The sequence below is a fragment of the Halovulum marinum genome (assembly GCF_009697225.1).
Lineage (GTDB): Bacteria > Pseudomonadota > Alphaproteobacteria > Rhodobacterales > Rhodobacteraceae > Halovulum > Halovulum marinum.
The window spans coordinates 15,633-41,300 of record NZ_WIND01000073.1 but is presented as its reverse complement, the minus strand read 5'-3'; the positions used below and the strand labels follow the sequence as shown (position 1 = coordinate 41,300).

The 25,668-nt window shown below is 73.2% G+C and carries 20 protein-coding genes; 9 read left to right on the top strand and 11 right to left on the bottom strand.

Annotated elements, in window-relative coordinates; translation table 11 throughout:
• Positions 1–930, bottom strand: coding sequence for a LysR family transcriptional regulator (locus tag GE300_RS22240; protein ID WP_154449737.1), 930 nt, complete (start codon positions 928–930; stop codon positions 1–3).
• A 201-nt stretch (positions 931–1,131) separates the two neighbouring features.
• Here GE300_RS22240 and GE300_RS22235 point away from each other — a divergent pair, with 201 nt between their 5' ends.
• Positions 1,132–1,338, top strand: coding sequence for a hypothetical protein (locus GE300_RS22235; protein ID WP_154449736.1), 207 nt, complete (start codon positions 1,132–1,134; stop codon positions 1,336–1,338).
• A 249-nt stretch (positions 1,339–1,587) separates the two neighbouring features.
• On the opposite strand, the gene GE300_RS22230 is transcribed toward GE300_RS22235, so the two are convergent.
• Genes GE300_RS22230 through GE300_RS22215 form a run of 4 tightly spaced genes read right to left on the bottom strand, consistent with a single transcriptional unit; the run spans position 1,588 to position 8,363 of the window.
• Positions 1,588–3,687, bottom strand: a complete 2,100-nt coding sequence (locus GE300_RS22230; RefSeq protein ID WP_154449735.1) for a hypothetical protein — start codon at positions 3,685–3,687, stop codon at positions 1,588–1,590.
• Entirely contained in the window at positions 3,688–6,495 is a 2,808-nt protein-coding gene (locus GE300_RS22225; protein ID WP_154449734.1) for a DUF4159 domain-containing protein, read from the bottom strand.
• The gene (locus GE300_RS22220) at positions 6,496–7,389 is read right to left on the bottom strand and encodes a DUF58 domain-containing protein (RefSeq protein ID WP_325063367.1); all 894 of its coding nucleotides are present in this window, start codon (positions 7,387–7,389) and stop codon (positions 6,496–6,498) included.
• The gene (locus GE300_RS22215; protein WP_407647759.1) at positions 7,386–8,363 is read right to left on the bottom strand and encodes an AAA family ATPase; all 978 of its coding nucleotides are present in this window, start codon (positions 8,361–8,363) and stop codon (positions 7,386–7,388) included. The genes GE300_RS22220 and GE300_RS22215 overlap by 4 nt, the downstream gene beginning before the upstream one ends.
• Positions 8,364–8,698: 335 nt before the next feature.
• On the opposite strand from GE300_RS22215, the gene GE300_RS22210 reads away from it, so the two are divergent.
• Positions 8,699–9,295, top strand: coding sequence for a DUF1285 domain-containing protein (locus GE300_RS22210; protein WP_154449732.1), 597 nt, complete (start codon positions 8,699–8,701; stop codon positions 9,293–9,295).
• Here the strand turns inward: GE300_RS22210 and truA are convergent.
• Positions 9,292–10,059, bottom strand: coding sequence for a tRNA pseudouridine(38-40) synthase TruA (gene truA / locus GE300_RS22205; protein WP_154449731.1), 768 nt, complete (start codon positions 10,057–10,059; stop codon positions 9,292–9,294). The genes GE300_RS22210 and truA overlap by 4 nt on opposite strands.
• A gap of 93 nt (positions 10,060–10,152) precedes the next feature.
• Between truA and GE300_RS22200 the strand changes: the two genes are divergently transcribed.
• The 6 genes from GE300_RS22200 to GE300_RS22175 all read left to right on the top strand — a co-directional run bounded on the left by GE300_RS22200 (position 10,153) and on the right by GE300_RS22175 (position 19,551).
• Positions 10,153–11,580 carry a YcjX family GTP-binding protein gene (locus GE300_RS22200; protein ID WP_154449730.1) on the top strand — a complete coding sequence of 476 codons (1,428 nt, stop codon included), beginning with the start codon at positions 10,153–10,155 and terminating at the stop codon, positions 11,578–11,580.
• Positions 11,577–12,053: a GNAT family N-acetyltransferase gene (locus tag GE300_RS22195; protein ID WP_325063366.1), complete on the top strand. Its 477-nt coding sequence runs from the start codon at positions 11,577–11,579 to the stop codon at positions 12,051–12,053. The genes GE300_RS22200 and GE300_RS22195 overlap by 4 nt, the downstream gene beginning before the upstream one ends.
• A complete protein-coding gene (locus GE300_RS22190; RefSeq protein WP_154449729.1) occupies positions 12,050–13,072 on the top strand; it encodes a YcjF family protein in 1,023 nt (340 codons plus the stop codon). The genes GE300_RS22195 and GE300_RS22190 overlap by 4 nt, the downstream gene beginning before the upstream one ends.
• 81 nt (positions 13,073–13,153) lie before the next feature.
• Positions 13,154–15,946 carry a DUF2339 domain-containing protein gene (locus tag GE300_RS22185; protein ID WP_154449728.1) on the top strand — a complete coding sequence of 931 codons (2,793 nt, stop codon included), beginning with the start codon at positions 13,154–13,156 and terminating at the stop codon, positions 15,944–15,946.
• A gap of 168 nt (positions 15,947–16,114) precedes the next feature.
• A complete protein-coding gene (ileS, locus tag GE300_RS22180) occupies positions 16,115–19,075 on the top strand; it encodes an isoleucine--tRNA ligase (protein WP_154449727.1) in 2,961 nt (986 codons plus the stop codon).
• Positions 19,075–19,551 (top strand): hypothetical protein, encoded by a 477-nt coding sequence (locus tag GE300_RS22175; RefSeq protein WP_154449726.1) that lies wholly within the window; start codon positions 19,075–19,077, stop codon positions 19,549–19,551. Before ileS ends, GE300_RS22175 begins: the two co-directional genes overlap by 1 nt.
• A gap of 17 nt (positions 19,552–19,568) precedes the next feature.
• On the opposite strand, the gene GE300_RS22170 is transcribed toward GE300_RS22175, so the two are convergent.
• The 5 genes from GE300_RS22170 to fsa form a co-directional block, all read right to left on the bottom strand.
• Positions 19,569–20,285, bottom strand: coding sequence for a CDP-alcohol phosphatidyltransferase family protein (locus GE300_RS22170; protein WP_154449725.1), 717 nt, complete (start codon positions 20,283–20,285; stop codon positions 19,569–19,571).
• Between the two features lie 77 nt (positions 20,286–20,362).
• The gene (locus GE300_RS22165) at positions 20,363–20,938 is read right to left on the bottom strand and encodes a cytochrome P460 family protein (protein ID WP_154449724.1); all 576 of its coding nucleotides are present in this window, start codon (positions 20,936–20,938) and stop codon (positions 20,363–20,365) included.
• Positions 20,939–21,053: 115 nt separating this feature from the next.
• Complete coding sequence (locus GE300_RS22160) at positions 21,054–21,992, bottom strand: tyrosine recombinase XerC (protein ID WP_154449723.1); 939 nt, start codon at positions 21,990–21,992, stop codon at positions 21,054–21,056.
• Complete coding sequence (locus GE300_RS22155) at positions 21,989–22,705, bottom strand: DUF484 family protein (protein WP_154449722.1); 717 nt, start codon at positions 22,703–22,705, stop codon at positions 21,989–21,991. The genes GE300_RS22160 and GE300_RS22155 overlap by 4 nt, the downstream gene beginning before the upstream one ends.
• A 16-nt stretch (positions 22,706–22,721) precedes the next feature.
• The gene (fsa, locus tag GE300_RS22150; RefSeq protein ID WP_154449721.1) at positions 22,722–23,375 is read right to left on the bottom strand and encodes a fructose-6-phosphate aldolase; all 654 of its coding nucleotides are present in this window, start codon (positions 23,373–23,375) and stop codon (positions 22,722–22,724) included.
• A gap of 87 nt (positions 23,376–23,462) precedes the next feature.
• On the opposite strand from fsa, the gene GE300_RS22145 reads away from it, so the two are divergent.
• Positions 23,463–25,658: a primosomal protein N' gene (locus tag GE300_RS22145; protein WP_325063365.1), complete on the top strand. Its 2,196-nt coding sequence runs from the start codon at positions 23,463–23,465 to the stop codon at positions 25,656–25,658.
• The last annotated feature ends 10 nt before the right edge of the window (positions 25,659–25,668 follow it).

Sequence of the window (25,668 nt, the reverse complement as noted above, 5' to 3'; positions counted from 1 at the left end):
TCAGGGCCGCACGCCGCCGCCCAGGGTCGCGACGTCGGCGCCGCTGATTTCCTCGAGGGTCTCGATCACCCGGTCCTGCTCGTCGTGCAGCGACCGCACCACCTCGTGCAGCGCGGCGGCGGCGGCGTCCTTCAGTCCCGGCTCCAGGTCCGCGCGCCACACTGCCCACACCGGGTAGGGAAAGGTCGGCGCGCCGGGCACCAGGTACAGCTCGCCCGCGTCCAGGTGGCGCTTCGCGTACTGCGCCGGCAGATAGGCCGCCAGCCCGCGCCGCAGGATGTAATCAGCCCCCAGCGCGCCCAGCGACAGGGTCAGCCCCGGATTGGTCAGCGCCGGCAGGTGCAGCGCGTGCGCCTGCACGAATTCCGGCCCCCAGTCGATGAACGCGTAGCGCCCGGCCAGGTCCAGCGTCGGCTCCGGCCAGGCGGCGACCAGGATCAGCTCCTCGTCCAGCAGCTTCTCGGCGCGCAGCCCGGGGCGCAGCTGCGGCGTGTACAGCAGCCCGGCCTGCACCGCACCCTCGATCAGGAAGCGGGTGATGCGGTCGGGCATGCCCAGCTCTGCGCGGATGTTCAGCGCCGGCCGGGCGTCGCGCAGCCGGTCGATCCAGCGAAAGCCAAGCCGCGGCCACAGCGAGTACTGCGCACCGATCGACAGGCTTTCGTTGAAGCCCTCGGGGATCGCCACCTGCTGGCGGGCCTCCTCCCAGATCCGGAGCAGCGACAGCGCGTAGCGTTCGAACTCGCGCCCGGCGGCGGTCGGTTCGGCCCCGGCCTTGGAGCGGGTGAACAGCGGCCGGCCCAGCGACTCCTCCAGCCGCTGCACCCGCAGGCTGACCGCCGACTGGGTCACGAACAGGCGCTCGGCCGCGTTCACGAACGACCCGGTCGCCGAGACTTCGAGGAAAGTCCGGATCAGGGTGATGTCCATCGCAGAGATCCATGAGCAAATCTTGTATAAAACATGTTTATTATTCGTTTTTCTTGCGGACTGCAATGGACCACAGTGCCAGGCAAGGAAGCGGGCCGGGACTTCGGCCCAATGGCGCGCAGGCGGGTGGGGGCCCGTCCCGTGGCATCGGCCCTCGCGGCCCGCTTCCGGCGAGAAACCGTTCGCGAAAAGGAGATCGCAATGAAAACGACCATTCTGCGCAAGCCCGCCATCGCCGCCGTACTGGCCGCCGCCGTCGCGCTGAGCGCCTGCACCTCGGACCAGGTGATCGACAACACCGTCGGCGTCGCCTCGGGCGCGACCAAGGTCGTCGCCAAGGGCGCCGTGGGCGCGGGCAAGCTGGTCTACAAGGGCGGCCAGGCGATCGTCGGCTCGGACGACGAGTGACCGCCGCCGCCGGTGCGCGGCAGACCCAGCCGTTACCCGGGGCCAAGCCTGACCCGGGCACCTGACACCCGCAAGCCAAGGCTTGCGGGTGTTTTTTTTGATCCGGCGACGGGGCGCGGGCGCAGGTCGCAACCCCGAACGGCAGCGCCCGGATGCGGCGTCAACCCGACATCAAGAATTGAGGTGTCTTTTCAATCAATGGCTTAAGGGGGTTTTCACGGTGAAATCACAGATGTCGCCGCCGTCGCCTCAGCGTCCCTCGATGCGCCAGGCCAGGAACAGCAGGCTGCCGGCCAGCAGCAGCATCATCCAGCCGGGCGCCAGCGGCGTCAGACGGATGTCCAGCACGTCGTAGGCTTCGCGCCGCACCAGCCCGATCCAGCCGCGGCCCTCGGCGACGCGGCCCTCGCGGACCCGGCGCAGGTCGGGCGCGCCGTCCGGCGCGACACGCAGCGTGCCGCCGCCGGTGGCGTCGGCCAGCGGCGCCAGCACCTGGCCGGTCGAGACCGGGTTCTCGAACTCCTTCGGCGCGGCGGGCCCGACCGCGGTGACCGCTTCGGTCTCGCCCTCGGCCAGCCGGTAGATGCCATGCTCGGCGGCGGTGAAACGCGCCTGCCAGGTGCCCGGCGCGACCTGGGTCAGCGTCAGCGTGGTCTCCTCGCCCGAGGGGCTGGTGACGGTGACCGGGCCGACCGTCTCGGCCAGGGTGCGGCGGGTGACGGTGACCTCCTCGCCGGCGGGTTCGGCGACCAGCACCTCTTCCTCAAGTTCGGGCTCCTGCATCAGCCAGTGCGCCAGCCGGCGCAGCAGCTCGCGCTGCGGGCCGCCGCCCTCGTAGCCGCGCGACCACAGCCAGGCGTGGTCCGAGGCCAGCATCGCGATCCGCCCCGCGCCGGGCCGGTCCAGCACCAGCAGCGGCCGGCCCTCGGGGCCCTCCATCACCGTGGTGCCCTGCCGCGCCTCCATCTCGATCAGCCGGAACCAGCGGCCCCAGCCCGGCACGCCATCGGCGCCGGTCGGACGCGGGGCGAACGCCTCCAGCCCGCTGGTCACCGGGTGCCGCTTGCCGATTTCCGAGATGCGCGGCACATAGCCCTGCTCGACCACCCGCGCGGTGGGCGCGGCCGGCAGCACGTCGCGCAGCGGCGTGCGGTACAGGCTTTCGGCGCCGGCGAAGGCGGGCCCCGAGGCGATCAGCACCGCGCCGCCCTCGCGCACATAGCGGCCGATGTTGTCGATGTAGAGCGAGGGCAGGACCCCGCGCCGCCGGTAGCGGTCGAAGATGATCAGGTCGAACTCGTCGACCTTCTCCATGAACAGCTCGCGCGTCGGAAAGGCGATCAGCGACAGCTCGAACACCGGCACGCCGTCCTGCTTTTCCGGCGGGCGCAGAATGGTGAAGTGGACCAGGTCCACCGCCGAGTCCGATTTCAGGATGTTGCGCCAGGTGCGCTCGCCGGCATAGGGCTCGCCCGAGACCAGCAGTACCCGCAGCCGGTCGCGGATGCCGTTGATCGACACGATCGCCTGGTTGTTGCGGTCGGTCAGCTCGCCCTCCAGCGCCGGGGCGGTGATCTGCAGCACGTTCATGCCGCCGCGGTCCAGCTCCAGCGGCAGGGTCTGGACGGTGTCGGCCTCGACCATGAACGACACCGGCTCGGCGCCGTTGACCGAGACCTGCAGCGGCGTGCGCGCAGGCAGGGTGGCCGGCGCGCGGCCCAGCGTCTCGACGCTCAGGCGCAGTTCGACCGCCTCGCCGACGATGGCGAAGGCGGGGGCGGTATCGATCCGCAGGCGGCGGTCCCATTCGTCCTCGCGGCCGGTGAGCACGGTGTGCACGGGGGCCGGGAACTCGGCCAGCGCGGCGGGGTCGTGGACCTGGCCGTCGGTCAGCAGGATCGCCCCGGCGATACGGTCGGGCGAGACTTCGGCCGCCGCCTCGGCCAGCGCCGACAGCAGCAGCGTTCCCGGCGGGCCGCCTTCGCCGGAGGTGTCGGTGACGGTGATCCGGCGCACCTCCAGCGGGGCGGCCGGATCGGTGGCCAGTTCGGCCAGCCTGGCGTCCAGCTCGGCGCGTGCCGCCTCGATCTGGGCGGGGCGCACGTCGATGCCCTGGCTGGCGGTGGCGTCGGTGACGACGAAGGCGATGTCGGGCAGGTAGGCGCGGTCCTCCTGCCGCCAGCGGGGCTCGGCCAGCGCCAGCAGCAGCACGACCGCCGCCAGCCCGCGCAGCCACCAGCCGGTCAGCCCGCGCCAGAGCGCGACCGCCACCAGCACGGCGGACAGCACCGCCAGCGCCACCAGCACCGGCAGCGGGATCAGCGGCGCGAACGAGACCGAGCTTTCCATTCAGTTCCCCAGCCGTTCCAGCAGCGCGGGAACGTGCACCTGGTCGGATTTGTAGTTGCCGGTCATCACGTGCATGATCAGGTTCACCCCGAAACGATAGGCCATCTCGCGCTGCTGCGCGCCGCCGGTGCCGCGGCCGACCGGGTACATCGGCGCGCCGCGCGCGTCGACCGCCCAGGCGGCGGCCCAGTCGTTGGCGCCGATCACCACCGGGGTCACGCCGTCGTTGAGATCGCGGAACGGCATGCCCTCGACCTCCTCGACGTCGGGGGCGGCCTCGACCCACACCTCCGAGCCGGAATAGCGGCCGGGGAAGTCCTGCAGCAGGTAGAAGGTGCGCGTCAGCACATGGTCCTGCGGCGCCGGCTCCAGCGGCGGGATGTCGAGCTTGGCCGCCAGCTGCTGCAGCGTGCGGCCGTTGGCGGTGCCCGATCCCAGCCGCCCGCCCAGGTTGGCGTCGCGGGTGTCGAACAGGATCATCCCGCCCGAGCGCAGGTATTCGTTCAGCTTGGCGTAGGCCGCGTCCGAGGGCGGGCGCTGCACCTCGCTGACCGGCCAGTAGAGGAACGGGAAGAACGCCAGGTCGTCTCGCTCCAGTTGCACGCCGACCGGGTCCACCGGCTCGATCGCGGTGCGGCGGGTCAGCACCTGGCTCAGCCCGCGCAGACCGGCCTCGGAGGTCTGGTCGAGCTGCCGGTCGCCGGTGACGACATAGGCCAGCACCGTGTCGGTGGTGGCATGGAGCGCCAGCTCGTCCTCGGTCATCTGCTGCGCGCGCGCCTGCGGCACGGCCAGCGTCGCCGCCAGCGGCCCGGCCAGCGTCACCGCCAGCAAGACCGCCGTGCCCTGCGCCATGCGCGGCCCGGTCAGCCGGCCCGACAGCCACAGCGTCGCCAGGATGTCCGCCGCCAGCGCCAGCAGCGCGGCCAGCAGCAGCCAGGGCTTGAGCGGGGTTTCCGGCGCCACCTGCATGCTTTCGACCACGATGCCGGCGGGCAGCGCGCCGATCGGCGCGATCATGTCGCCGTCGCGGAACAGGTTCACCGCCACGGTGCGCTCGCCCGAGGAATAGACCCCCGGCGGCATTTCGGCCGAGGGCCGCTCGTCGATCAGCCGCGCGCCGTCGACGCCGGCCAGAAGGCGCGGCTCGACCGGGTTGCCGAAACCGTCGAGCACGGTGACCGGCGTCCAGGTCTGGCCGGCAAGGTCCTCGGCCGCGGGGCGGGCGACGCGGGCGCTGACGGCAAGCCGCTCAAGCATCTGCACGAACAGGCCCGACAGCGGCAGGCTGGACCATTCGGCGTTGGCGGTCACGTGGAACAGCACCACGCGGCCCTCGCCCTGCGCGCGGCCGGTGACCAGCGGCGTGCCGTCCTCGAGCGCGGCCAGCACCCGCTCGGCCAGTTCCGGGTCGGGCTGCGCCATCACCTGGCTGGTGACGTTGACCTCTTCGGGGGTTTCCAGGCCGAAGAACGGGCTGCCCTCGCGGAACGGGCGCAGCGCCTTGGGCGCGCCCCAGGACATCGCCCCGCCGACGCTGCGCCCGCCGGCGCGCAGCCGCACCGGCAGCAGCGCATCCTCCTCCAGCTGGCCCTCGCCCGAGGCCGCCAGCCGCGGCCCGGCGAAGCGGACCAGCAGGCCGCCGCTCTCGATCCAGTCGATCAGGCGGGCGCGCTCGGTCTCGGCGACGGCGCCGACGTCGGCGAACACGATCACGTCGGGCTGCGCCGACAGGATGTCGTCCAGCGGCGCCTCGATCAGGTCGGTGCTGTCCTCCAGCGCGGTGCGCAGGTAGTGCAGCGGGTCGACCAGCCGCTGCGCCTCGCCGGCGTCGCCGCCGGCCAGCAGCCCGACCTTGCGGCGCTTCAGCCCGTCGTCGGCCAGCGCCACCGCGCCGGCCGAGCGTTCGCCCGGGATCGTCAGCCGGGTGACGCGGTTGCGCAGCTCGACCGGCAGCTCCAGCGCGACCTCCGTGGCGGCGCCGTCGTCGGGCTCGAACACCACCCGCTGCGTGCCCAGCACCCGCTCGATGCCCAGCGGGTCGGCGCCGATCGCGGCGATCTCGACCGAGCGGCCGGCGCCGGCCTCGGGGCGCAGCACCTGGGTCTGCAGCGCGCCGTCGGCGAAGCCGGGCGCGGTCAGCGCCAGCGGCGTGCGCGGGTCGGCGATCATCCGCACCGGGCCGCGATCGGCCAGCGCGTCGAAGAAGGCGCGGTCGCCGTCGGTGCCCAGCCCGTCGGTCAGCCAGACGGTCTCGAAGCCCTCGTCCTCGACCGTCTCCAGCCACGCGGCGAAGCCGGCGCGGTCCGGCGCCCAGGCCTTCGGCGCCAGCCCGCCGATGCGGGTTGCCCAGTCCTCGGCGGCGCGGAACGGCAGCCGCGGCTCGCCCGGGCGCGGCTCGGCCAGCGAGATCACCGCCGCCGGGCGGCCGTCGCGGGCGGCCTGGTCCAGGATGTCGGCGGCCCGCGCCTGGCGCTGCGCCCAGTCCGGCGCCGAGCCCCAGCCGCCGTCCAGCAGCAGCAGCACCGGGCCGGTGCCGCGCTCGCGCACGTCGGGGTTCAGCACCGGGTCGGCGAACGCCAGGATCGCCGCGGCCAGTGCCGCCATGCGCAACAGCAGCAGCCACCATGGCGTGCGCTCGGGCATGCGCTCGGGGTCCTTCAGGCCCAGCAGCAGCCGCACGCCGGGGAACAGCCGGCGGGCGGGCGCCGGCGGCACCGCGCGCAGCAGCCACCACAGCACCGGCAGCGCCACCAGCGCCGACAGCAGCCACGGCGCCAGGAACGAGAGTGCGCCCAGCGACAGCATCTAGCGCAGCCCCCCGATTGCCATGTAGAGCCACAGCAGCGCCGCCCGCGGGCTTTGGGACGTGCGATGCACGCTGAACTGCCAGCCGGTATTGCGGGCCACGTCGCGCAGCTGCGCGCGCCGTTCGGCCAGCCGCTTGCGATAGGCGTCGCGCAGCGCGCGGGCGCGCTGGGTCTCGAACTCGACCGAGCCGCCGACCGAGCGGAAGATCGTGCGCCCGTCGAAAGGGAAATCCTCCTCGGTGTCGTCGACGATCTGCACGAACACGCCCGAGACGTTGTGCTGCGCCGCCTCGACCAGGGCCGGGAACACCTGTTCCTTGTCGCCCATGAAGTCGGACAGGAACACCGCCCGCCCGCCGGTGCGGTACTGCGCCGGCGGCGGCGCGCCGTAGTCCGGGCGCACGCGGTCGCCGGCCAGCGCCATGGCGATGCGGTTCAGCTGCAGCTCGCCGCTGCGCGGCTGCACCGCGTCGGTGCCCAGCAGCGAGACGCGCTCTCCGGCCTTGACCAGCAGCACCGCCAGCGCCAGCGACAGCAGCCGGGCGCGCTCGGCCTTGGTGAACTCGGAGCGGGGCCCCTTGTAGTCCATCGCCTGCGCGTCGTCGCACCAGATCGAGACGGTCTGCGCCGCCTCCCATTCGCGCTGGCGGATGTACTGGATGTCGGACCGGGCCGAGCGGCGCCAGTCCACCTGGGTCAGCACGTCGCCCGGCACCGCGCGGCGGTACTGCCAGAAGTTCTCGCCGATGCCGGCGCGCCGGCGGCCGTGGACGCCGAAGGCGACGGTCATCGCCAGCCGCTCGGCCTCGGCCAGCAGCGGCGGCAGCGAGCCGCCGACCTTCTCGGCATCGCCGCGCAGGCGCGTGGCGCGGCTGGCGACGGTCTCGGTCACGCGGCGATGTCCGTCTGCAGCGTCTCGGAGACCAGCGCCGCGATCACGTCGTCCAGGGTCCGGCCGGCGGCGCGGGCGGCGAAGGTCAGGGCCATGCGGTGCACCAGAATCGGGTGCGCCAGCGCCGCCACGTCGTCGACCGAGGGCGCCAGCCGGCCGTCCATCAGCGCGCGGGCGCGCACCGTCAGCATCAGCGCCTGCGCGGCGCGCGGGCCCGGGCCCCAGGCGATCTCGTCCTTCACCAGCGCGCTGGTGTCGTCGGTGCCGGGGCGCGCGGCGCGCACCAGGTCGAGGATCCGGTCCACCACCTGCTCGCCCACCGGCATCCGCCGGATCAGCGCCTGCGCGGTCAGCAGCCCGGCGGCGTCGAACACCTGTTCGGCCACCGCGTCCTCGGTGCCGGTGGTGGCCAGCAGGATGTCGCGCTCGGCCGCGCGGTCCGGATAGCCGACGTCGATCTGCAGCAGGAAGCGGTCGAGCTGCGCCTCGGGCAGCGGGTAGGTGCCCTCCTGCTCGATCGGGTTCTGGGTGGCGAGCACGTGGAACGGCTTGTCCAGCACCCGCTCGGCGCCGGCGATGGTGACGCGCTTCTCCTGCATCGCCTGCAACAGCGCGGACTGGGTGCGCGGGCTGGCGCGGTTGATCTCGTCGGCCATCAGCAGCTGGCAGAACACCGGGCCTTCGATGAACTTGAAGGTCCGGCTGCCGTCGGCGCCGGTTTCCAGCACCTCGGCGCCGAGGATGTCCGAGGGCATCAGGTCGGGGGTGAACTGCACCCGGTTGGCGTGCAGGCCCATGACCGTGCCCAGCGCCTCGACCAGGCGCGTCTTGGCCAGGCCGGGCGCGCCGACCAGCAGCGCGTGGCCGCCGCACAGCAGCGCGTTCAGCGTCAGGTCGACGACCTTCTCCTGGCCGATCACCCTTCGGGCCAGCATATCGCGCGCGCGGACCAGCGAGGCGGCGGTCGCCTCCATGGCCTCGATCATCTCGCCCGTGGTCTCAGCGTCGGGATCGGTCATGCGGGGACTCCTCGTGTCGGGGCGCGTCATAATCTGCGGTTGCCCCTTCTGCCTGCCTCAAAGCTAACGTTTCAGCCGCAAAGGGCAATGACGGCGGTTCACCCCCGGACAATTGTGATGCGATCCGCCGGCGGCCTGTCACCGGCCGTTGGAGCAGTCGAATGCGGCGATTCGGCGGTCGCCAGCCGCCCCGCGCGCCGACGGGCGGCGCGGCGCCGGCATGGCGCGGCGCGCGCCGGGCGCTATAGTGACGCCAAGTCGCACCCGTCCGCAGCCGCAACGGAGGCCCCATGTCCGACGCCCCCGGCCGCCGCTCCGCCCCCTCGGCCGACGGCATCGCCAAGCACGCCCGCGCCGCGAAATCCCGCGGCCCGGCCCCGGTGCATCTGTGGAACCCGCCGTTCTGCGGCGACCTGGACATGCGGATCGCCGCCGACGGCACCTGGTTCTACCTGGGCACGCCGATCGGCCGGAAGCCGCTGGTCAGGCTGTTCTCGTCGATTCTCAAGCGCGAGGGCGACCGGTATTTCCTGGTCACCCCGGTCGAGAAGGTGGGAATCACCGTCGACGACGCGCCGTTCGTGGCGGTCGACTTCTCGGTCGACGGCGCCGGCGCCGAAACCGCGCTGACCTTCCGCACCCAGGTCGACGACGAGGTACCCGCCGGCCCCGGGCACCCGATCGACGTGCGCCGCGACCCGCGGACCGACGCGCCGCGCCCCTATGTCATGGTACGCGACGACCTGTGGGCGCTGATCGACCGCAAAAGCTTCTACCGGCTGGTCGAGCTGGGCGTGCCGGCCGACGTCGACGGCGTGTCCTGGTTCGGCGTCCGCTCGCGCGGCGCGTTCTTCCCGATCATCCCCGAGGCCGAGCTGCCGGGCTAGGCGAACGGGTCCTGCGGATAGCCGACGCCCGCCAGGTACAGCCCGCCGGGCGGGCTGACCGGGCCGCAGGCGGCGCGGTCGCGGGCCTCCAGCGCGGTGCGGACATCTTCGGGCGACCACGCCCCCGCGCCGACCCGCTCCAGCGTGCCGACGAAGCTGCGCACCTGGTTGTGCAGGAAGCTGCGGGCGCGCACGTCGAAGCGGAACTCGGTGCCGTCCGGGCGGGCGAGCGCCGTCACCTCCAGCCGGTCCAGCGTGCGCACCGGGCTGTCGGCCTGGCAGATCGACGAGCGGAAGGTGGTGAAGTCGTGCCGCCCCAGCAGGTGCCGCGCGCCGTCCCGCATCGCCTGCAGGTCCAGCCGCTGCCGCACCTGCCAGACCTTTTCCCGCTCCAGCGCCGGCGGCGCGCGGCGCTGCAGCAGCCGGAACAGGTAGCGCCGCTCGATCGCCGAGAAGCGGGCGTGGAAGTCGCCCGCCACCCGGACCGCGCGCAGGATCGACACCGGCGCCGGCCGGACGTGGTGGTTCAGCGCCTCGGACAGGCGGAACGGATCCCAGTCGCGGGCCATGTCCACCGTCGCCACCTGGCCCAGCGCATGCACGCCGGCGTCGGTGCGCCCGGCGGTGGCGATCGAGGGCAGGTCCGGCTCCAGCCGGGCCAGCGCCTGCTCGATCGTGCCCTGCACGCTGGGCAGCGTCGACTGGCGCTGCCAGCCGTGGAACGGCGCTCCGTCGTATTCGATCAGCAGGGCGTATCTGGGCATGGCCTGCCCCTAGCGGGCGGCGCGGCGGTTGCCAAGCCCTCGAAATGTGCGCGGGGCGCGGCTATATCGTTGGGGCCGGCGACAGGGGAATACATGGCCCGACTATCCGATCTGACCGACAGCATGGGCCGCGCGCTGGAATCGGCGCAGGCGCGCACCGGCGAGTTCCTGTTCGAGCCGACCCTGCGGCTGGGCGTCACCGGCCTGTCGCGGGCCGGTAAGACGGTGTTCATCACCTCGCTGGTGGCCAATCTGCTGAACCCGGGCCGGATGCCGCAGCTGGCGGCCGCGCGCGACGGGCGACTGCTGCTGACCTTCCTGCAGCCGCAGCCCGACGACGACCTGCCGCGCTTCGCCTACGAGGATCACCTGGCGACGATGACCGGGCCGGACCCGGCCTGGCCGGACAGCACGCGCCATGTCTCGCAACTGCGGCTGTCGATCCGGGTGCGGCCGACCGGGTTCCTGACCGGGTTCACCGGCCCGCGCACCGTGCACCTGGACATCGTCGACTATCCCGGCGAGTGGCTGCTGGACCTGGCGCTGCTGAACCAGGACTACGCCGACTGGAGCGCCGGCGCGCTGGCGCTGGCCGAGGGTCCGGCGCGGGCGCAGGCCGCCGCGCCCTGGCTGCAGGCGCTGCGCGGCGCGGACTCGGCGGCGAGCTTCGACGAGGCGCAGGCGCAGGGGCTGGCGCGCGCCTACACCGGCTATCTGACCCGCGCCAAGGACGCCGGCTTTTCCGGCTGCACGCCGGGCCGTTTCCTGCTGCCCGGCGAGATGGAGGGCTCGCCGGCGCTGACCTTCGCGCCGCTGCCGCGCCCGGACAAGCCCGGCCGCGACAGCCTGTGGACCGAGTTCCGCCGCCGCTTTGAATCCTACAAGCGGCTGGTGGTGAAGCCGTTCTTCCGCGACCACTTCGCCCGCATCGACCGCCAGATCGTGCTGGTCGACGCGCTGGGCGCGATCGCCGCCGGCCCGCCCGCGGTCGAGGATCTGCGGCTGGCGATGGCCGACATCCTGCGCGCGTTCCGGCCCGGCCCGAACAGCTGGCTGAGCTCGGTTCTGGGCCGGCGGGTCGAGCGCATTGCCTTCGCCGCCACCAAGGCCGACCATCTGCATCACACCCAGCACCCGGCGCTGACCGCGATCATGGAGGCGCTGGTCGCCGACGCGCGCGCCCGCGCCGCCTACAGGGGCGCGCAGACCCGCAGCTTCGCCATCGCCGCGCTGCGTACCACCATCGAGCAGACGCTGGACCACGACGGCCGGCAACTGGACTGCGTGCGCGGCGTGCTGATGTCGACCGGCCGCGAGGCGGCGCTCTATCCCGGCCGGCTGCCCGAGGATCCGGCGATGCTGCTGACCCCGGCGCGGCGGGGCGCCGGCGCGTGGCTGGACGCGGACTACGACATCATGGCGTTCCGCCCGCCAAGTGCGGCGCTGGGGCAGGGCATGGGGCCGCCGCACATCCGGCTCGACCGGGTCGCCGAGTTCCTGGTCGGGGACCGGCTGCTGTGAGGCTGGCGCTGCGCTTCGCCCGCCGTGCGCCGCGGCTGCGCCGGGCCCGGCCGAAGGACGCCGCCGCCTGCGCCGCGATCCTGCGCGGCTGGATCGACGAGACGCCGTGGTTCCGCACCGCGCACCCGCCGCGCGCCGACGCGCGTTCGGTGGCCGGAAGGATCGACGCCGGCGCGGTGACGGTGGCCGAGCGCGGCGGCGCGGTCGCCGCCTTCCTGGCGCTGGAGGGCGACTATGTCGCGTGCCTCTACGTCGCGCCGGACGCGCGCGGCGCGGGGTTGGGCCGGCGGCTGATCGCCCGCGCCAAGCGCCGGCGGCAGCGGCTGTGCCTGTGGACCTTCCAGGCCAACGCCGCCGCGCGCCGGTTCTACGAGCGCGAGGGGTTCGTCGAGCGGCGCCGCACCGATGGCCGCGACAACGACGAGGGGCTGCCGGACGTGGAATACGTCTGGCCCGCGCAGGAGGCCGCATGAGACCACCCGACGACAGACGCCGCGACCACCGCCCGGTGCTGCTGGAGGGCGACGCGCTCGATCCCCATGCGCCCAGCGTCGCCGAGGCGCCGCCGGTGCCCGAGCCGGACGCCCCCGAGCCGCCGCCGCAGGGCGCCGCGATGCGCCGCGCCACCGGACTGGCGGCACGCGGCGCCGGCTTCGGCACGCTGGTGCTGGGCGCGCTGGGGGCGCTGGTCAGCCTGGCGCTCGGGGTCGCGGCCTGGGACTTCGTGATGACCCTGATCGACCGCAACGCGCTGTTGGGCAACCTTGCGCTGGCGCTGGTCGTGGTGGTGCTGACCGGGCTGCTGGCGATCTGCATCCGCGAGCTGGCGGCGATCCTGCGCCTGTCGCGGCTGGGCCGGGTGCAGGCGCGCGCCGCCGACCCGCTGGCGCGTTCCGACCGGGCGCGCGCGGCGCGGGTCTGCGACGACATGCTGGCGCTCTATGCCGCCCGCGCCACGCTGCGCCTGCCGGCGAAGGAGCTTGCCGCGCGCCAGCCCGAGATCCTCGACGCCGACGCGCTGATCGACGCCACCGAAACCGCGCTGATGGCCCCGCTCGACGCCGCCGCGCGCGCCGAGGTCGAATCCGCCGCCCGCCAGGTCGCCGCCGCCACCGCGCTGGTGCCGCTGGCGCTGGCCGACGTGATCGTGGCGCTGACCGCGAACCTGCGGATGATCCGCCGCGTCGCCCAGGTCTATGGCGGGCGCGGCGGCACGCTGGGCTCGTGGCGGCTGATGCGCGCGGTGGCGCAGCACCTGGTCGCCACCGGCGCGGTGGCGGTGGGCGATGACATGATCGGCTCGATCGCCGGCGGCGGCGCGCTGTCGAAGCTGTCGCGCCGGTTCGGCGAGGGGGTGATCAACGGCACCCTGACCGCCCGCGTCGGCATCGCCGCGATCGAGGTCTGCCGGCCGATGCCCTTCGCCGCGCTGCCGCGCCCGCGCACCACGCGTCTGGTGCAGCGCGCGCTTTCGGGCCTGTTCGGCGGCTGATCCTGGTCCGGCGCGCAGCCGGGGCATTGCCAGCGCCGCCGGCTGCCGCCAAGATCGCCCCGGAGGCAGGGAAGGGCAGGCATGGGCTTTATCCTCGGGCTGCTGGCGCTGACGTACGGTCTGGGCCTGCCGGTGGCGGTGATCTTTCTGCTGGTGCGCAGCGCCGATCTGCAGCGGCGGGTGCAGGGGCTTGAGCGCGCCCGGCCGGCGTCCGGCGCGCCGCAGCCGGCGGCGCCACGCGCGCCCGCCGCGCCGCCGCGCCCCTCGGCCGACGATCTGGCACCGCTGCCGCAGGACCGCCCGTTCATCCCCGAAACCGCGCCGCCGCCGTCCGCCGCGCCGCCGCCCGCCGCCGCGCCGCCCGAAGGCGATGCCACCGCGCCCGGCGCGGAACCCGGAGCGGCATCCGGCGCGTCGCCGCGCCCGCCCCGCGCCTTCGTCTTCCGCCAGCAGCGCCTGCACGAGGCCGGCCACTGGCTGCGCGCCAACTGGTTCCTCGCCGTCGCCGCGCTGTCGCTGGCGCTGGCGGGCGTGTTCCTGGTGCAGTACGGCATTGAGACCGGCCTGCTGACCCCATGGATGCGCGTTCTCGGCGCGGTCGCGCTGGGCCTCGCGCTGATCGGCGCGGGCGAGTGGATGCGCCGCCGCGGGGCCGAGGACGACCACGCCACCGCCTTCGTGCCGCAGACCTTCGCCGGCGCCGGGCTGGTGTCGGTGTTCGTGGGCGTGCTGGCGGCGCGGCAGCTGTACGGGCTGATCGGCGCCGAGGCGGCCTTCGCCGGGCTGGCGCTGACCGGCGCGGGGGCGCTGCTGCTGGGCTGGTACCACGGCCCGTTCCTGACCTGCGTCGGCCTGCTGGGCGCGTTCGCCGCGCCGTTCCTGGTGGGCGGCGAGGCCGAGGACCCGTCCTGGCTGCACGGCTATTTCGCGCTGGTGACGGTGGTGGGGCTGGGCATCGACGCGGCGCGGCGCTGGGCCTGGGTGTCGGTGCTGGCGCTGGGCCTGGGCTTCGCCGCGGCCGGCCTGCTGGCGCTGGCGCAGGGCGGCGGCGCGGCGCAGCTGGGCTTTGCGCTGGTCGCCGCCGGCGCGGCCGCCGCGGTGCCGGTCTGGCGCGTGGTTCCCGACCAGCGCGGCGAGACCGTCAGCGGCAGCCTGCTGCGCCTTGCGAGGCGCGCAAGGCCGCGCTGGCCCGAGTTCCCCACCCGGCTGGCGTTCGGCGCGATGGCGGCGGCCAGCGCCGTCGCCGTCTGGGTCGCCGGCGAGGGGCCGGCGGAGTTCTGGGCGGCCTGCGCCGCGCTGGGTGCGCTCTATCTTCTGGCCGCGCTCTGGCTGCGCCACGCGCCGGCGCTGGCCGACCTGCCGGCGCTGCCGGTGCTGGGCTTCTGGGCGGTGCTGGTCCTGCAGGCGCTGGACCGCGGCGCGGTGTTCCGGTCCTTCACCGGCTGGTCCCTGCCGCAGGCCGACGCCGAGGCGCTGCCGCCGGCCAGCGTCACGATCCTGGCGGCGGGCGCGCTGACCGCCAGCCTGGTCGCCGGCTGGCGCGCCGCGGCGCCGGGCCGGGCCGCTGTGCCCTGGGCCTTCGGCGCGGCGCTGGCCGGGCCGGTGGCGCTGGTCCTGCTCGAGGCGCTGTGGCAGCCGGCGGCGGTGCTGGGCGGCTACCCCTGGGCGCTGCACGCGGTCGCGGCGGCGGTGCTGCTGACGGTGCTGGCCGAGCGCCACGCCCGCGCGCAGGGCGGCCCCGGCCTGGGCGTCGCGGTGCTGGCGATCGCGGCGATGACGATGTTGAGCCTGGGCGCGGTGGTGGTGTTCACCAAGGCGGCGCTGACCGTGGCGCTGGCGGTGATGGTGCTGGCCTCGGCGCTGCTGGACCGGCGGTTCGATCTGCCGCAGCTGGGCGCGTTCACCGCGCTGGGCGTGATCGTCGCCGGCTGGCGGCTGGTGCTGGATCCCGGCGTCGCCTGGGCGCTGGATGCGCCGCTGGCGGCGGTGCTGCTGGCCTACGGCGGCGTGCTGGCGATGTTCGCCGGCGCGCTGTGGGCGGTGCGGCAGCGGCAGCGGGTGCGGCAGGCGGTGTATCTGGAGTCGGGCCTGTGGCTGGCGGGCGGGGTGTTCGTCTCGGTGCTGCTGGCGCGCGGGCTCGGCGAGGACGGTTTCTGGATCGCGGGCCTCTACGGCACCGTCTGGCTGGTGGTGGCGCTGGGACAGGTGCACCGCGCCGGTCTCGGCGGCGCACTGCGCTGGCTGCGGCTCGGCCTCGCGGCGCTGGCCGGGCTGGTCGCGGCGGCGGCGTTCGGCGTGACGCTGACGCTGCTGCACCCGGTCTGGGGCGTCTTCCCCGAGCCGGTGCCGGGGCCGTGGCTGCTGAACCCGCTGCTGGTCGCGTTTGCGTTGCCGGCGCTGGTGCTGCTGGCGGGCGCCCACTGGCTGCGCGAGCTGCCGCGCCCGCTGCGCGGCGCGCTGGCGGGGCTGGGCGCGGCGATGCTGGCGCACTGGCTGGCGCTGGAGATCCGCCATCTCTGGCGCGGGCCGCGCATGGACCAGCCGGGGGTGACCGATCCCGAGCTTTATTCCTACACCGTCGCGCTGCTGCTGACTGCCGCCGCGCTGATGGCGGCGGCCTGGGCGCGGCGCTCGGCCGTGCTGCGGCGGCTGGCGCTGGGCGCGGTCGGGCTGACCGTCGCCAAGGTGTTCCTGGTGGACATGGCCGGGCTGACCGGGCTGATCCGCGTGGTCTCGTTCCTGGGGCTCGGGCTGTCGCTGGCGGGCCTTGCGATGCTGAACCGCTGGATGGAGGCCGCCTTCGCCGCGCCGCCCCCGCAGGCGCCGCCGGGGGGCGCCGCTCCGCCGCCCGAAACCGGGGTGGACGGACCCTGAGGGCCAACCTATAAGCAAGGCCCATGCGGACCATTCTCGGCATCGCCATTCGAATTACGTTCCCGGCCCTCGCATCCTGAGGCGCCGGGACCACTGGCGTAGGAGACCCGCCGCGCCGAGCCATCCGAGACGACATCCCCCGACGATCCGACCGACGGAGAGCGCGACATGTGCGCCGACACACCCGACTACAAAGACACGCTGAACCTGCCGACGACCGAGTTCCCGATGCGCGCGGGGCTGCCCAGGCGCGAGCCCGAGTGGCTTGACCGCTGGGCCCGGCTGCGCGTCTACGACCGCCTGCGCGAGACCGCCGGAGGCCGCCAGCCGTTCGTTCTGCACGACGGCCCGCCCTACGCCAACGGCCACCTGCACATCGGCCACGCGCTGAACAAGACGATCAAGGACATGATCGTGCGCAGCCACCAGATGATGGGCTTCGACGCGCGCTATGTGCCCGGCTGGGACTGCCACGGCCTGCCGATCGAGTGGAAGATCGAGGAACAGTACCGCGCCAAGGGCAAGTCGAAGGACGACGTGCCGGTGGTCGAGCTGCGTCAGGAATGCCGCCGCTTCGCCGAGCACTGGGTCGATGTCCAGCGCGAGGAGTTCAAGCGCCTCGGGATCACCGGCAAGTGGGACGATCCGTATCTGACGATGGACTTCCACGCCGAGGCGGTGATCGCCGAGGAGTTCATGAAGTTCCTGATGAACGGCAGCCTCTACCAGGGCTCCAAGCCGGTGATGTGGTCGGTGGTCGAGAAGACCGCGCTGGCCGAGGCCGAGGTCGAGTACCACGACCACCAGAGCCACACGATCTGGGTGAAGTTCCCGGTGGTGAACGCCACCCACGGCCCCAGCCCGCTGGACGAGCCCGACGACTATGTCGGCTACGGCTCGGACCTGCTGGTCGACCAGCTGAAAGAGGCGCAGGTGGTGATCTGGACCACCACGCCGTGGACGATCCCGCAGAACCGCGCGGTCAGTTTCAACCCGGATCTCGCCTACGGGCTGTACCGGGTGGTCGAGGCCGATGCCGACAACTGGGCCCGGGTCGACGACACCTTCCTGCTGGCCGACCGGCTGGCGGACGACGTGATGACCCAGGCCCGCGTCGCGAAGTGGGAAAAGGTGCGCGAAGTGTCCGCCGACGAGTTGGAGCGGGTCACCTGCGCGCATCCGCTGCGCGGCGCGGCCGGCGCGGACGGCGAATGGGATTTCGACGTGCCGCTGCTGCCGGGCGAGCACGTGACCGACGACGCCGGCACCGGCTTCGTGCACACCGCGCCCAGCCACGGCGCCGACGACTACGTGATCGGCCAGAAGCACGGCCTGCCGATGACCTACAACGTGCTCGAGGACGGCAGCTTCCGCGCCGACCTGCCGCTGTTCGGCGGCGCGGTGATCTTCGATCACAAGGGCAAGGAAAAGGACGCCAACAAGCGCGTGATCGAGGCGCTGGCCGGGGTCGGCGGGCTGATCGCGCGCGGCCGGGTGAAGCACTCCTACCCGCACTCGTGGCGCTCCAAGGCGCCGCTGATCTTCCGCAACACGCCGCAGTGGTTCGTCGCCATCGACAAGCCGCTGGACGACGGCCTTGGCGAGCTGGGCGAGACGATCCGCAAGCGCGCGCTGCACTCGATCGACCGGCTGGTGAAATGGACCCCGCAGAGCGGCCGCAACCGGCTGTACGCGATGATCGAGACGCGGCCCGACTGGGTGCTGTCGCGCCAGCGCGCCTGGGGCGTGCCGCTGACCTGCTTCGTGAAGAAGGGCGCCAGGCCCGACGATCCGGACTTCCTGCTGCGCGACCCGACCGTCAACGCCCGCATCGCCGAGGCGTTCCGGGCCGAGGGCGCCGACGCCTGGTACGCCGATGGCGCCAAGGCGCGCTTTCTGGGCGGCGACCACGACCCCGAGGACTGGGAGCAGGTGTTCGACATCCTCGACGTCTGGTTCGACTCGGGCTCGACCCACGCCTTCGTGCTGCGCGACCGCGCCGACGGCACCCCGGACGGCATCGCCGACGTCTACATGGAAGGCACCGACCAGCATCGCGGCTGGTTCCATTCCTCGCTGCTGCAGGCCTGCGGCACGCTTGGGCGCGCGCCCTACCGCAACGTGGTGACCCACGGCTTCACGCTCGACGAGAAGGGCGAGAAGATGTCGAAGTCCAAGGGCAACACGATCCTGCCCGACGAGATCATCCGCCAGTACGGCGCCGACATCCTGCGGCTGTGGGTGGCACAGACCGACTACACCGCCGACCAGCGCATCGGCCCCGAGATCCTGAAGGGCACCGCCGACAGCTATCGCCGGCTGCGCAACACCATGCGCTTCATGCTGGGCAACTTGTCGGGCTTTTCCGAGGCCGAGCGCCTGCCCGAGGCCGAGATGCCCGAGCTGGAGCGCTGGGTGCTGCACAAGCTGGCCGAGCTGGACGAGGCGGTGCGCAAGGGCTATGCCGCGTTCGACTTCCAGGGCGTGTTCCAGAAGCTGTTCCAGTTCTGCACGGTGGACCTGTCGGCGGTCTATTTCGACATCCGCAAGGACGCGCTGTACTGCGACGGCGACGACAGCACCCGCCGCCGCGCGGCGCGCACGGTGCTGGACCTGCTGTTCCACCGGCTGACCACCTGGCTGGCGCCGATCCTGCCGTTCACCATGGAGGATGTCTGGCTCGACCGGTTCCCGGGCGACGACAGCTCGGTGCATCTGCAGGATTTCCCGGCCACGCCCGCGGGCTGGCGCGACGCGGATCTGGCGGCGAAGTGGGACACGGTGCGCCGCGTGCGCCGTGTCGTCACCGGCGCGATCGAGGTCCAGCGCCGCGACAAGGCGATCGGCGCCAGCCTCGAGGCGGCGCCGGTGGTGCACGTCGCCGATCCGGCCGTGCGCGCGGTGCTCGAATCGGTCAGCTTCGAGGACGTCTGCATCACCTCGGCGATCGCGGTCCGCGGCGATCCCGCCCCCGCCGATGCCTTCACCCTGCCGGATGTGGACGGGGTCGCGGTGGTTTTCGCGGCGGCCGAGGGCGAAAAATGTCAACGCTGCTGGAAGATCCTGCCCGACGTGGGCAGCCATGCGCATCCCGGCGTCTGCGCCCGGTGCGACGCGGCGCTGGCGTGATGCCGCTGCGGTCGCTGGCGCTTCTGTTCGGGCTTTTCGGCCCCGCCGCGGCGCAGGAAGCGACCGCGATCCCGCCGGCCTGCGAGGCGCTGGAGGACAGCGGCGCGGCGCACGCACTGGGGCCGGTGGTGGCGTTCGAGCCGGTGACCGCGATCGACAGCACGGCGCTGCGGCTGGACCAGTGCCGCGCGGTGGCGCCGGGCGGCGCCCCGTCGCTGCTGCTGATCCTGCGGCAGATCGAGGCCGGCGGCCTCGATCTCGACTCGCAGATGGCGCGCTTCGCGCCGGGCGGCGAGGCCACCGCGCCGCCCGAGCGGCTGGAACTGGGCGACGGCGCGCTGTGGTTCGAGAACCTGGCGCAGCTTGCCGTCTGGCACCGCCAGGGGCAGGTGCTGTTCGTGCTGACCGCCGCCGGCGAGGATCCGCAGGCGCTGGCGGTCTCGGGCGCCGAGGCGCTGCTGCGGACCTATCCCTGACGCCGCAGGCGGATTACCTATCCCTCACGCCGCAGGCGGAACGGCCGGCCCGCGGGCACGATCTGCTGCGCGATGCCCGCGCCCATCAGGTACAGGCTGCTGGCCACCAGCAGCGCGCTGACCGCCGCCGGCGCCTCGAACGAGGTCCACGCCGCCCAGACCGCGCAGCCAGCCCAGACCGCCATCGCGCCCAGGTTCGCGGGACGCCAGCGCCTCGTGCGCACCGGGTGCACGAATTTCAGCGGGAAGAACTGCATCAGCGCGATGGCGATCATCAGCAGCATCGCCCCCCACGAGCCGATGTCGACCGCGAACAGCACCAGGATCACCATGTTCCAGCAGCCGGGAAACCCCGAGAACGAGTTGTCGCGGGTCTTCATCCGCTTGTCGGCGAAATAGATCACCCCGGTGCAGCAGATCATCAGCCCGGCGGCCAGGCTCCAGCCCGGGCCGATCAGCGCCGCCTCGACCATGGCGTAGGCGGGGATGATGACGTAGGTCAGGTAGTCGATGATCAGGTCCAGCAGCACGCCGTCCCATTGCGGGGCGTGCACCTCGATCCGCACCCTGCGCGCCAGCGGGCCGTCGATGCCGTCGACGACCAGCGCGAACAGCAGCCACAGGAACATCATCGGCCAGTCGCCGCGGCCCGCGGCCAGCATGGCCATCAGCGCCAGCGCCGCCCCCGAGGCGGTCAGCAGGTGTACGGCGAAGGCTTGGACGAAGCGGTGCATCTGCGCGCTATGACATTTTTGCGATGCCGGCGCAAACGGCTGCCGGCGGCGAACCCGCCGGCAGGTGGGCCGGGCAGTCAGCCGCCGGCGCCGACGCGCACCTCTTCCAGCGGATAGCCCAGGCTGTCCTGATCCTCGAAGCCGCTGTGGCAATCGCTGCAGAAGCTCTGGCTGATCTTCATCGGCTCGCCGTTGGGCTGCACGGCCGTGTAGACCCAGTTGTCGAACTCGTCGGCCTCGCCTTCGGCGACCTTGGTCATGATGAACAGCGGGCCGACCGCGGCGGTGCCGTCGGTCAGCTTGAAGCTTTCCTTCGCCAGCATCGAGCCGACCGGCATCTCGAAGTCCCCGGTTTCGAACTTGAGGTACTGCTCGGCGCCGGCGTCGTTCGCGAAGGTCTGCAGGAACCGCTCTCCGTGCGGGCCGGCGACGGCCGGCCGGGTCGAGGTGACGGTCCAGTCCCGGTAGGCGGCGGCGATCTCGTTGCCGCCCGCGGTGTAGCCCTCGACCATCGCGCTCTCGATGCAGTCGTACAGCGCCGCGACCGCGTCGGCGTCGAGATCGAAGGCGTCGCCCTCGGCGGTGCAGTCCTGCGCCGCGGCGGCGCCGGCGCCCAGCACCAGGGCGGCAGTGATGACCAGTGCGTGTTTCATGGAATCTCCCGTTGCGGATCCGCGAACCTGGCGGATGCGCGCACTGTGCCACGGCGCCGCGGGCTTTTCCCCTAACGTACTCGCACGATGACGTGAATTCGGGGTGTACGGCGCGTCAGCGGCGCCGGCCGCGGGGATGGGCGGCCTGGTAGACGCGCATCAGGCCGGCCTCGTCGACGGCGGTGTAGGCCTGCGTCGTCGACAGCGAGGCGTGACCCAGCAGTTCCTGGATCGCGCGCAGATCGGCGCCGCGCTCCAGCAGGTGGGTGGCGAAGCTGTGGCGCAGCGCGTGCGGCGTGGCGGTGGCGGGCAGGCCCAGCGCCTGGCGCAGCAGCTGCATGACCTTGCGCACCTGGCGCTGGTCCAGCGCCCCGCCGCGCAGGCCGCGGAACACCGGCTGGTCCGCCGCCATCGGCCACGGGCAGGCGCGGACATAGGCGGCGACCGCGGCGCGTGCGACCGGGATCACCGGCACCATCCGCTCCTTGCCGCCCTTGCCGCGGATGCGCAGCACCTCGGCCAGCGGCAGCGCCGCGCCGGTCAGCCCCAGCGCCTCGGAGATGCGCAGCCCGCAGCCGTAGAGCAGCGTCAGCACGGCGGTGTCTCGCGCGCCGATCCACGGCTCGTCATGCATGCCGCCGGCCAGGTCCAGCACCGCCGCCGCGCCCTCGGCCGAGACCGGGCGCGGCAGCCGCTGCGCCCGCCCGGGCGCGCGCGCCGACGAGACCGCGGCGCAGTCCACGCCCTCGGCCTCGGCCAGCCAGCGGTAGAACCCCTTCACCGCGCTCAGGCTTCGCGCCAGCGAGCGCGGCGACAGCTCGCGCCCGCGCTCGTGCGCCATCCAGGCGCGCATGTCGCGCGGGCCGACCCGGGCCAGCGCCGCACGCCCCGCGGGCTCGCCCCAGTAGCCGTTCAGGAAGCCCAGGAACCCGGCCACGTCGCGCCGGTAGGCGGCGACGGTGGCGGGGCTCATGTTGCGCACCCCCGAAAGCGTCGAGAGCCAGCGGTCCAGCAGCGCCTGCGCGCCCTCGGACGCCGCCGGCCGGTCGCTCATGCCAGCCAGCGGCGCAGCATCCGTTCCACGGTGCCGCCGAAGAAGGTCAGCAGGTCGGTCGCCTGGTCCGGGGTGAAGCGCTGCGGATCCTCGGCGCCCATGCTCAGCAGCGCCGGGTTGGTGCCGGGCCCGAGGTCGAGCCGCAGCACCGCCTCGGACTGCATCCAGCCCTCGCCGCCGAACAGGTCGTCCGAGACGCCGGTGGCGCGGCGCAGCGTCACCCGCCGCGCGGGCTGGTCGGCGCCGGTGGACAGGTAGGCGTTCACCCCGCCGCGGGGCAGGGCGAGGACCAGCTCGGCCAGCTCGCCCTTCGGCCCCAGCGCGGTGCCGGCGCGGGCGTTCGCGGCCTCCAGCCCCAGCCGGATCGCGTCGATCGACAGGATGTGCGTCACCTCCTGGCCCAGCGTGGTCAGGAACGCGCGGAAATCCGGCGCCTCCAGCAGGGCCAGCACCGCGCGGTGCACCTGGTTGGTGCCGGCCAGGTTCTCGTAGGCGGCGGCGATGACCGTGCGGTTGGTCTGCTCCAGCTGGTCCAGCCGGTCCTCCAGCCGGTCGACCAGCTTGCCGCGCAGATCGACGATCTTGCGGCTGCCGGCGCCGGGGCCGTCGGCGCCCAGCAGGGCGCTCATCAGCTCGCGGTCGGCGAGGATCACGTCGGGGTTGCGCAGGATCTCGCTGCGCACCTCGGTCGAAGGCTTTTCCGCTTCGCTCATGCTGCTGCCGGGCCGATCAGAGGATCGACTGCCCGGTTTTCTTCCAGTCGGCCAGAAACGCGTCCAGCCCCTTGTCGGTCAGCGGGTGGTCGGCCATCTTCTGCAGCACGGCGGGGGGCGCGGTCACCACGTCGGCGCCGATCCGGGCGGCTTCGGTGATGTGGTTGACGCTGCGCACCGAGGCGGCAAGGATCTGCGTCTCGAAGCCGTAGTTGTCATAGATCGTGCGGATGTCCTGGATCAGCTCCATCCCGTCCATGTTGATGTCGTCCAAACGCCCGATGAACGGGCTGATGAAGGTCGCGCCGGCCTTGGCCGCCAGCAGCGCCTGGTTGGCCGAGAAGCACAGCGTGACGTTGACCATGTGGCCCTCGCCGCGCAGCAGCTTGCAGGCCTTCAGCCCGTTCAGTGTCAGCGGCACCTTGACGGCGATGTTGTCGGCGATCTTGGCCAGCTTGCGGCCCTCGGCGACCATCCCGTCGACGTCCAGCGAAACGGTCTCGGCGCTGACCGGGCCGTCGACGATGTCGCAGATCTCCTTGGTCACCTCCCAGATGTCGCGGCCGGACTTCATGATCAGCGACGGGTTGGTGGTCACGCCATCCAGCAGCCCGGCCTCGGAGAGGTCGCGAATCGCGTCTATGTCGGCGGTGTCTGCGAAGAATTTCATGATGCACTCTCTGCTCTGCTCCGGGGCCTCGGGCGCGGAGTCTAGCCCAACGGCGGGGCGGGCGAAACACCCGAATCAGGCGCCCGCGTGAGCCACGGCAGAAGCTTTCCGCAGGGCGCGCTGGTGGGCGTCCTGACCGCCGAGCCGCTGGACCGCGTGCTGGACTACAAGGCCCCCGAGGGCGGCGTGTCCACGGGCGATTTCGTCGTCGTGCCACTGGGTCCGCGCAAGGTGGCGGGGGTGGTCTGGGGGCCGGGCGAGGGCGGCTTCGATCCGGCGAAGATCCGCCCGGTCGCGGGGCTGCTGGACGTGCCGCCGATGCGCCCCGAGATGCGCGAGTTCCTGACCCGCGCCGCCGACTACACGCTGACGCCGCTGTCGATGATGCTGCGCCTGGCCACCCGCTGCCCCGGCCTCGGCCAGCCGCCGGGCACCCGCGACGTGCTGCGCCGCGGGCAGGGCGCGCCGGACCGGATGACCCCCGCCCGCGCCCGCGTGCTGGAGGTGCTGGAGGAACACGGCGGCGCCGGCTTTGCGCCCGGCGAGCTGTCGCAGCTGGCGGGGGTGTCGTCCTCGGTGCTGAAGGGGCTCGAGGCGCAGGGCGCGCTGGTCCGCGTGCCCGAGCCGCGCGACCGGCCCTATGACCGGCTTGACGGCAGCCTGCCCGGACGTCCGCTGTCCGACGACCAGACCCGTGCCGCCGAAGCCCTGCGCGCGACGGTCGCCACAAGGCGTTACTCGACCACGCTGCTCAAGGGCGTCACCGGTTCGGGCAAGACCGAGGTCTATCTCGAGGCCGTCGCCGAGGCGCTGGCGCAGGGTCGGCAGGCGCTGGTGCTGCTGCCCGAGATCGCGCTGACCGGCGCCTTCCTCGACCGGGTCGAGGAACGCTTCGGCGCCAAGCCGGCAGAATGGCATTCCGGCGTGACCCAGGCCGAGCGCCGCCGCTGCTGGAACGCCGTCGCCGAGGGGCAGGCGCAGCTGGTGGTCGGCGCCCGCTCGGCGCTTTTCCTGCCGTTCCGCGACCTCGGCCTGCTGGTGGTCGACGAGGAACACGACAGCTCCTACAAGCAGGAGGACGGCGCGCTCTACCATGCCCGCGACATGGGCGTGCTGCGCGCCTCGATCAGCAACGCCGCGGTGATCCTGGCCTCGGCGACGCCGGCGCTGGAGACCTGGGCCAACGCCGACGCGGGCAAGTATGCCCGGCTGGACCTGCCGCAGCGCTTCGGCACCGCGTCGCTGCCCGAGATGGCCGCCGTCGACATGCGCACCGACACCCCCGAGCGCGGCACCTGGCTGTCGCCCGGGCTGGTCGAGCAGGTTCGCGCCCGGATCGAGGCGGGCGAGCAGTCGCTGCTGTTCCTGAACCGCCGCGGCTATGCGCCGCTGACGCTGTGCCGGGCCTGCGGCCACCAGCTGGGCTGCACCCACTGCGACGCGCGGCTGGTCGAGCACCGGTTCCGCAAGCGCCTGGTCTGCCACCAGTGCGGCGACAGCCAGCCGATCCCGACCGATTGCCCCTCATGCCACGTCGAGGGCAAGCTGACCGCCATCGGCCCCGGCGTCGAGCGCATCGCCGAGGAGGTCACCGCCCGCTTCCCCGACGCCCGCATCGCGGTGCTGTCCTCGGACCAGCTGGAGAGCGCCCGCGCGCTGAAGGCGCGGATCGAGCAGATCGCCGCCGGCGGCGCCGACATCATCGTCGGCACCCAGATCGTCGCCAAGGGACACAACTTTCCGCTGCTGACGCTGGTCGGCGTGGTCGATGCCGACCTCGGGCTGATGGGCGCGGACCTGCGCGCCGCCGAGCGCACCTTCCAGCTGATCCGCCAGGTGGCGGGGCGCGCCGGCCGCGCCGAACGGCCCGGCGTCGCCCTGCTGCAGACCTACCAGCCCGAGCACGGCGTGATCCGGGCGATCCTGAACGGCGACGAGGAGGCGTTCTGGCGCGCCGAGGCCGCCGCCCGCGAGGCCGCCGGCGCGCCGCCCTACGGCCGCATGGCGGGGGTGATCATCAACGCTCCGGACGAGCAGCGCGCCTTCGGCGTCGGCCGGGCGCTGGCGCAGAACGCCGGCGGGCTGACCCGGCTGGGCGCGCAGGTGTTCGGCCCGGTCGCCGCCCCGGTGGCCCGCGTCCGCGGCCGCATCCGGGTGCGGCTGCTGGTCAAGGCGCCGCGCGGCATCGCGCTGCAGGCCGCGCTCGCCGCCTGGCGGAGCTCGGTGCAGGTGCCGTCGAACACCCGCGTGACCATCGACATCGATCCGCAATCCTTCTATTGACCGGCCCGCC

Coding starts and splice junctions, on each gene's coding strand:
- GE300_RS22240 (WP_154449737.1), bottom strand. CDS start 930: ATGGACATCACCCTGATCCGGACTTTCCTCGAAGTCTCGGCGACCGGG.
- GE300_RS22235 (WP_154449736.1), top strand. CDS start 1,132: ATGAAAACGACCATTCTGCGCAAGCCCGCCATCGCCGCCGTACTGGCC.
- GE300_RS22230 (WP_154449735.1), bottom strand. CDS start 3,687: ATGGAAAGCTCGGTCTCGTTCGCGCCGCTGATCCCGCTGCCGGTGCTG.
- GE300_RS22225 (WP_154449734.1), bottom strand. CDS start 6,495: ATGCTGTCGCTGGGCGCACTCTCGTTCCTGGCGCCGTGGCTGCTGTCG.
- GE300_RS22215 (WP_407647759.1), bottom strand. CDS start 8,363: ATGGAGGCGACCGCCGCCTCGCTGGTCCGCGCGCGCGATATGCTGGCC.
- GE300_RS22210 (WP_154449732.1), top strand. CDS start 8,699: ATGTCCGACGCCCCCGGCCGCCGCTCCGCCCCCTCGGCCGACGGCATC.
- truA (WP_154449731.1), bottom strand. CDS start 10,059: ATGCCCAGATACGCCCTGCTGATCGAATACGACGGAGCGCCGTTCCAC.
- GE300_RS22200 (WP_154449730.1), top strand. CDS start 10,153: ATGGCCCGACTATCCGATCTGACCGACAGCATGGGCCGCGCGCTGGAA.
- GE300_RS22190 (WP_154449729.1), top strand. CDS start 12,050: ATGAGACCACCCGACGACAGACGCCGCGACCACCGCCCGGTGCTGCTG.
- GE300_RS22185 (WP_154449728.1), top strand. CDS start 13,154: ATGGGCTTTATCCTCGGGCTGCTGGCGCTGACGTACGGTCTGGGCCTG.
- ileS (WP_154449727.1), top strand. CDS start 16,115: ATGTGCGCCGACACACCCGACTACAAAGACACGCTGAACCTGCCGACG.
- GE300_RS22175 (WP_154449726.1), top strand. CDS start 19,075: ATGCCGCTGCGGTCGCTGGCGCTTCTGTTCGGGCTTTTCGGCCCCGCC.
- GE300_RS22170 (WP_154449725.1), bottom strand. CDS start 20,285: ATGCACCGCTTCGTCCAAGCCTTCGCCGTACACCTGCTGACCGCCTCG.
- GE300_RS22165 (WP_154449724.1), bottom strand. CDS start 20,938: ATGAAACACGCACTGGTCATCACTGCCGCCCTGGTGCTGGGCGCCGGC.
- GE300_RS22160 (WP_154449723.1), bottom strand. CDS start 21,992: ATGAGCGACCGGCCGGCGGCGTCCGAGGGCGCGCAGGCGCTGCTGGAC.
- GE300_RS22155 (WP_154449722.1), bottom strand. CDS start 22,705: ATGAGCGAAGCGGAAAAGCCTTCGACCGAGGTGCGCAGCGAGATCCTG.
- fsa (WP_154449721.1), bottom strand. CDS start 23,375: ATGAAATTCTTCGCAGACACCGCCGACATAGACGCGATTCGCGACCTC.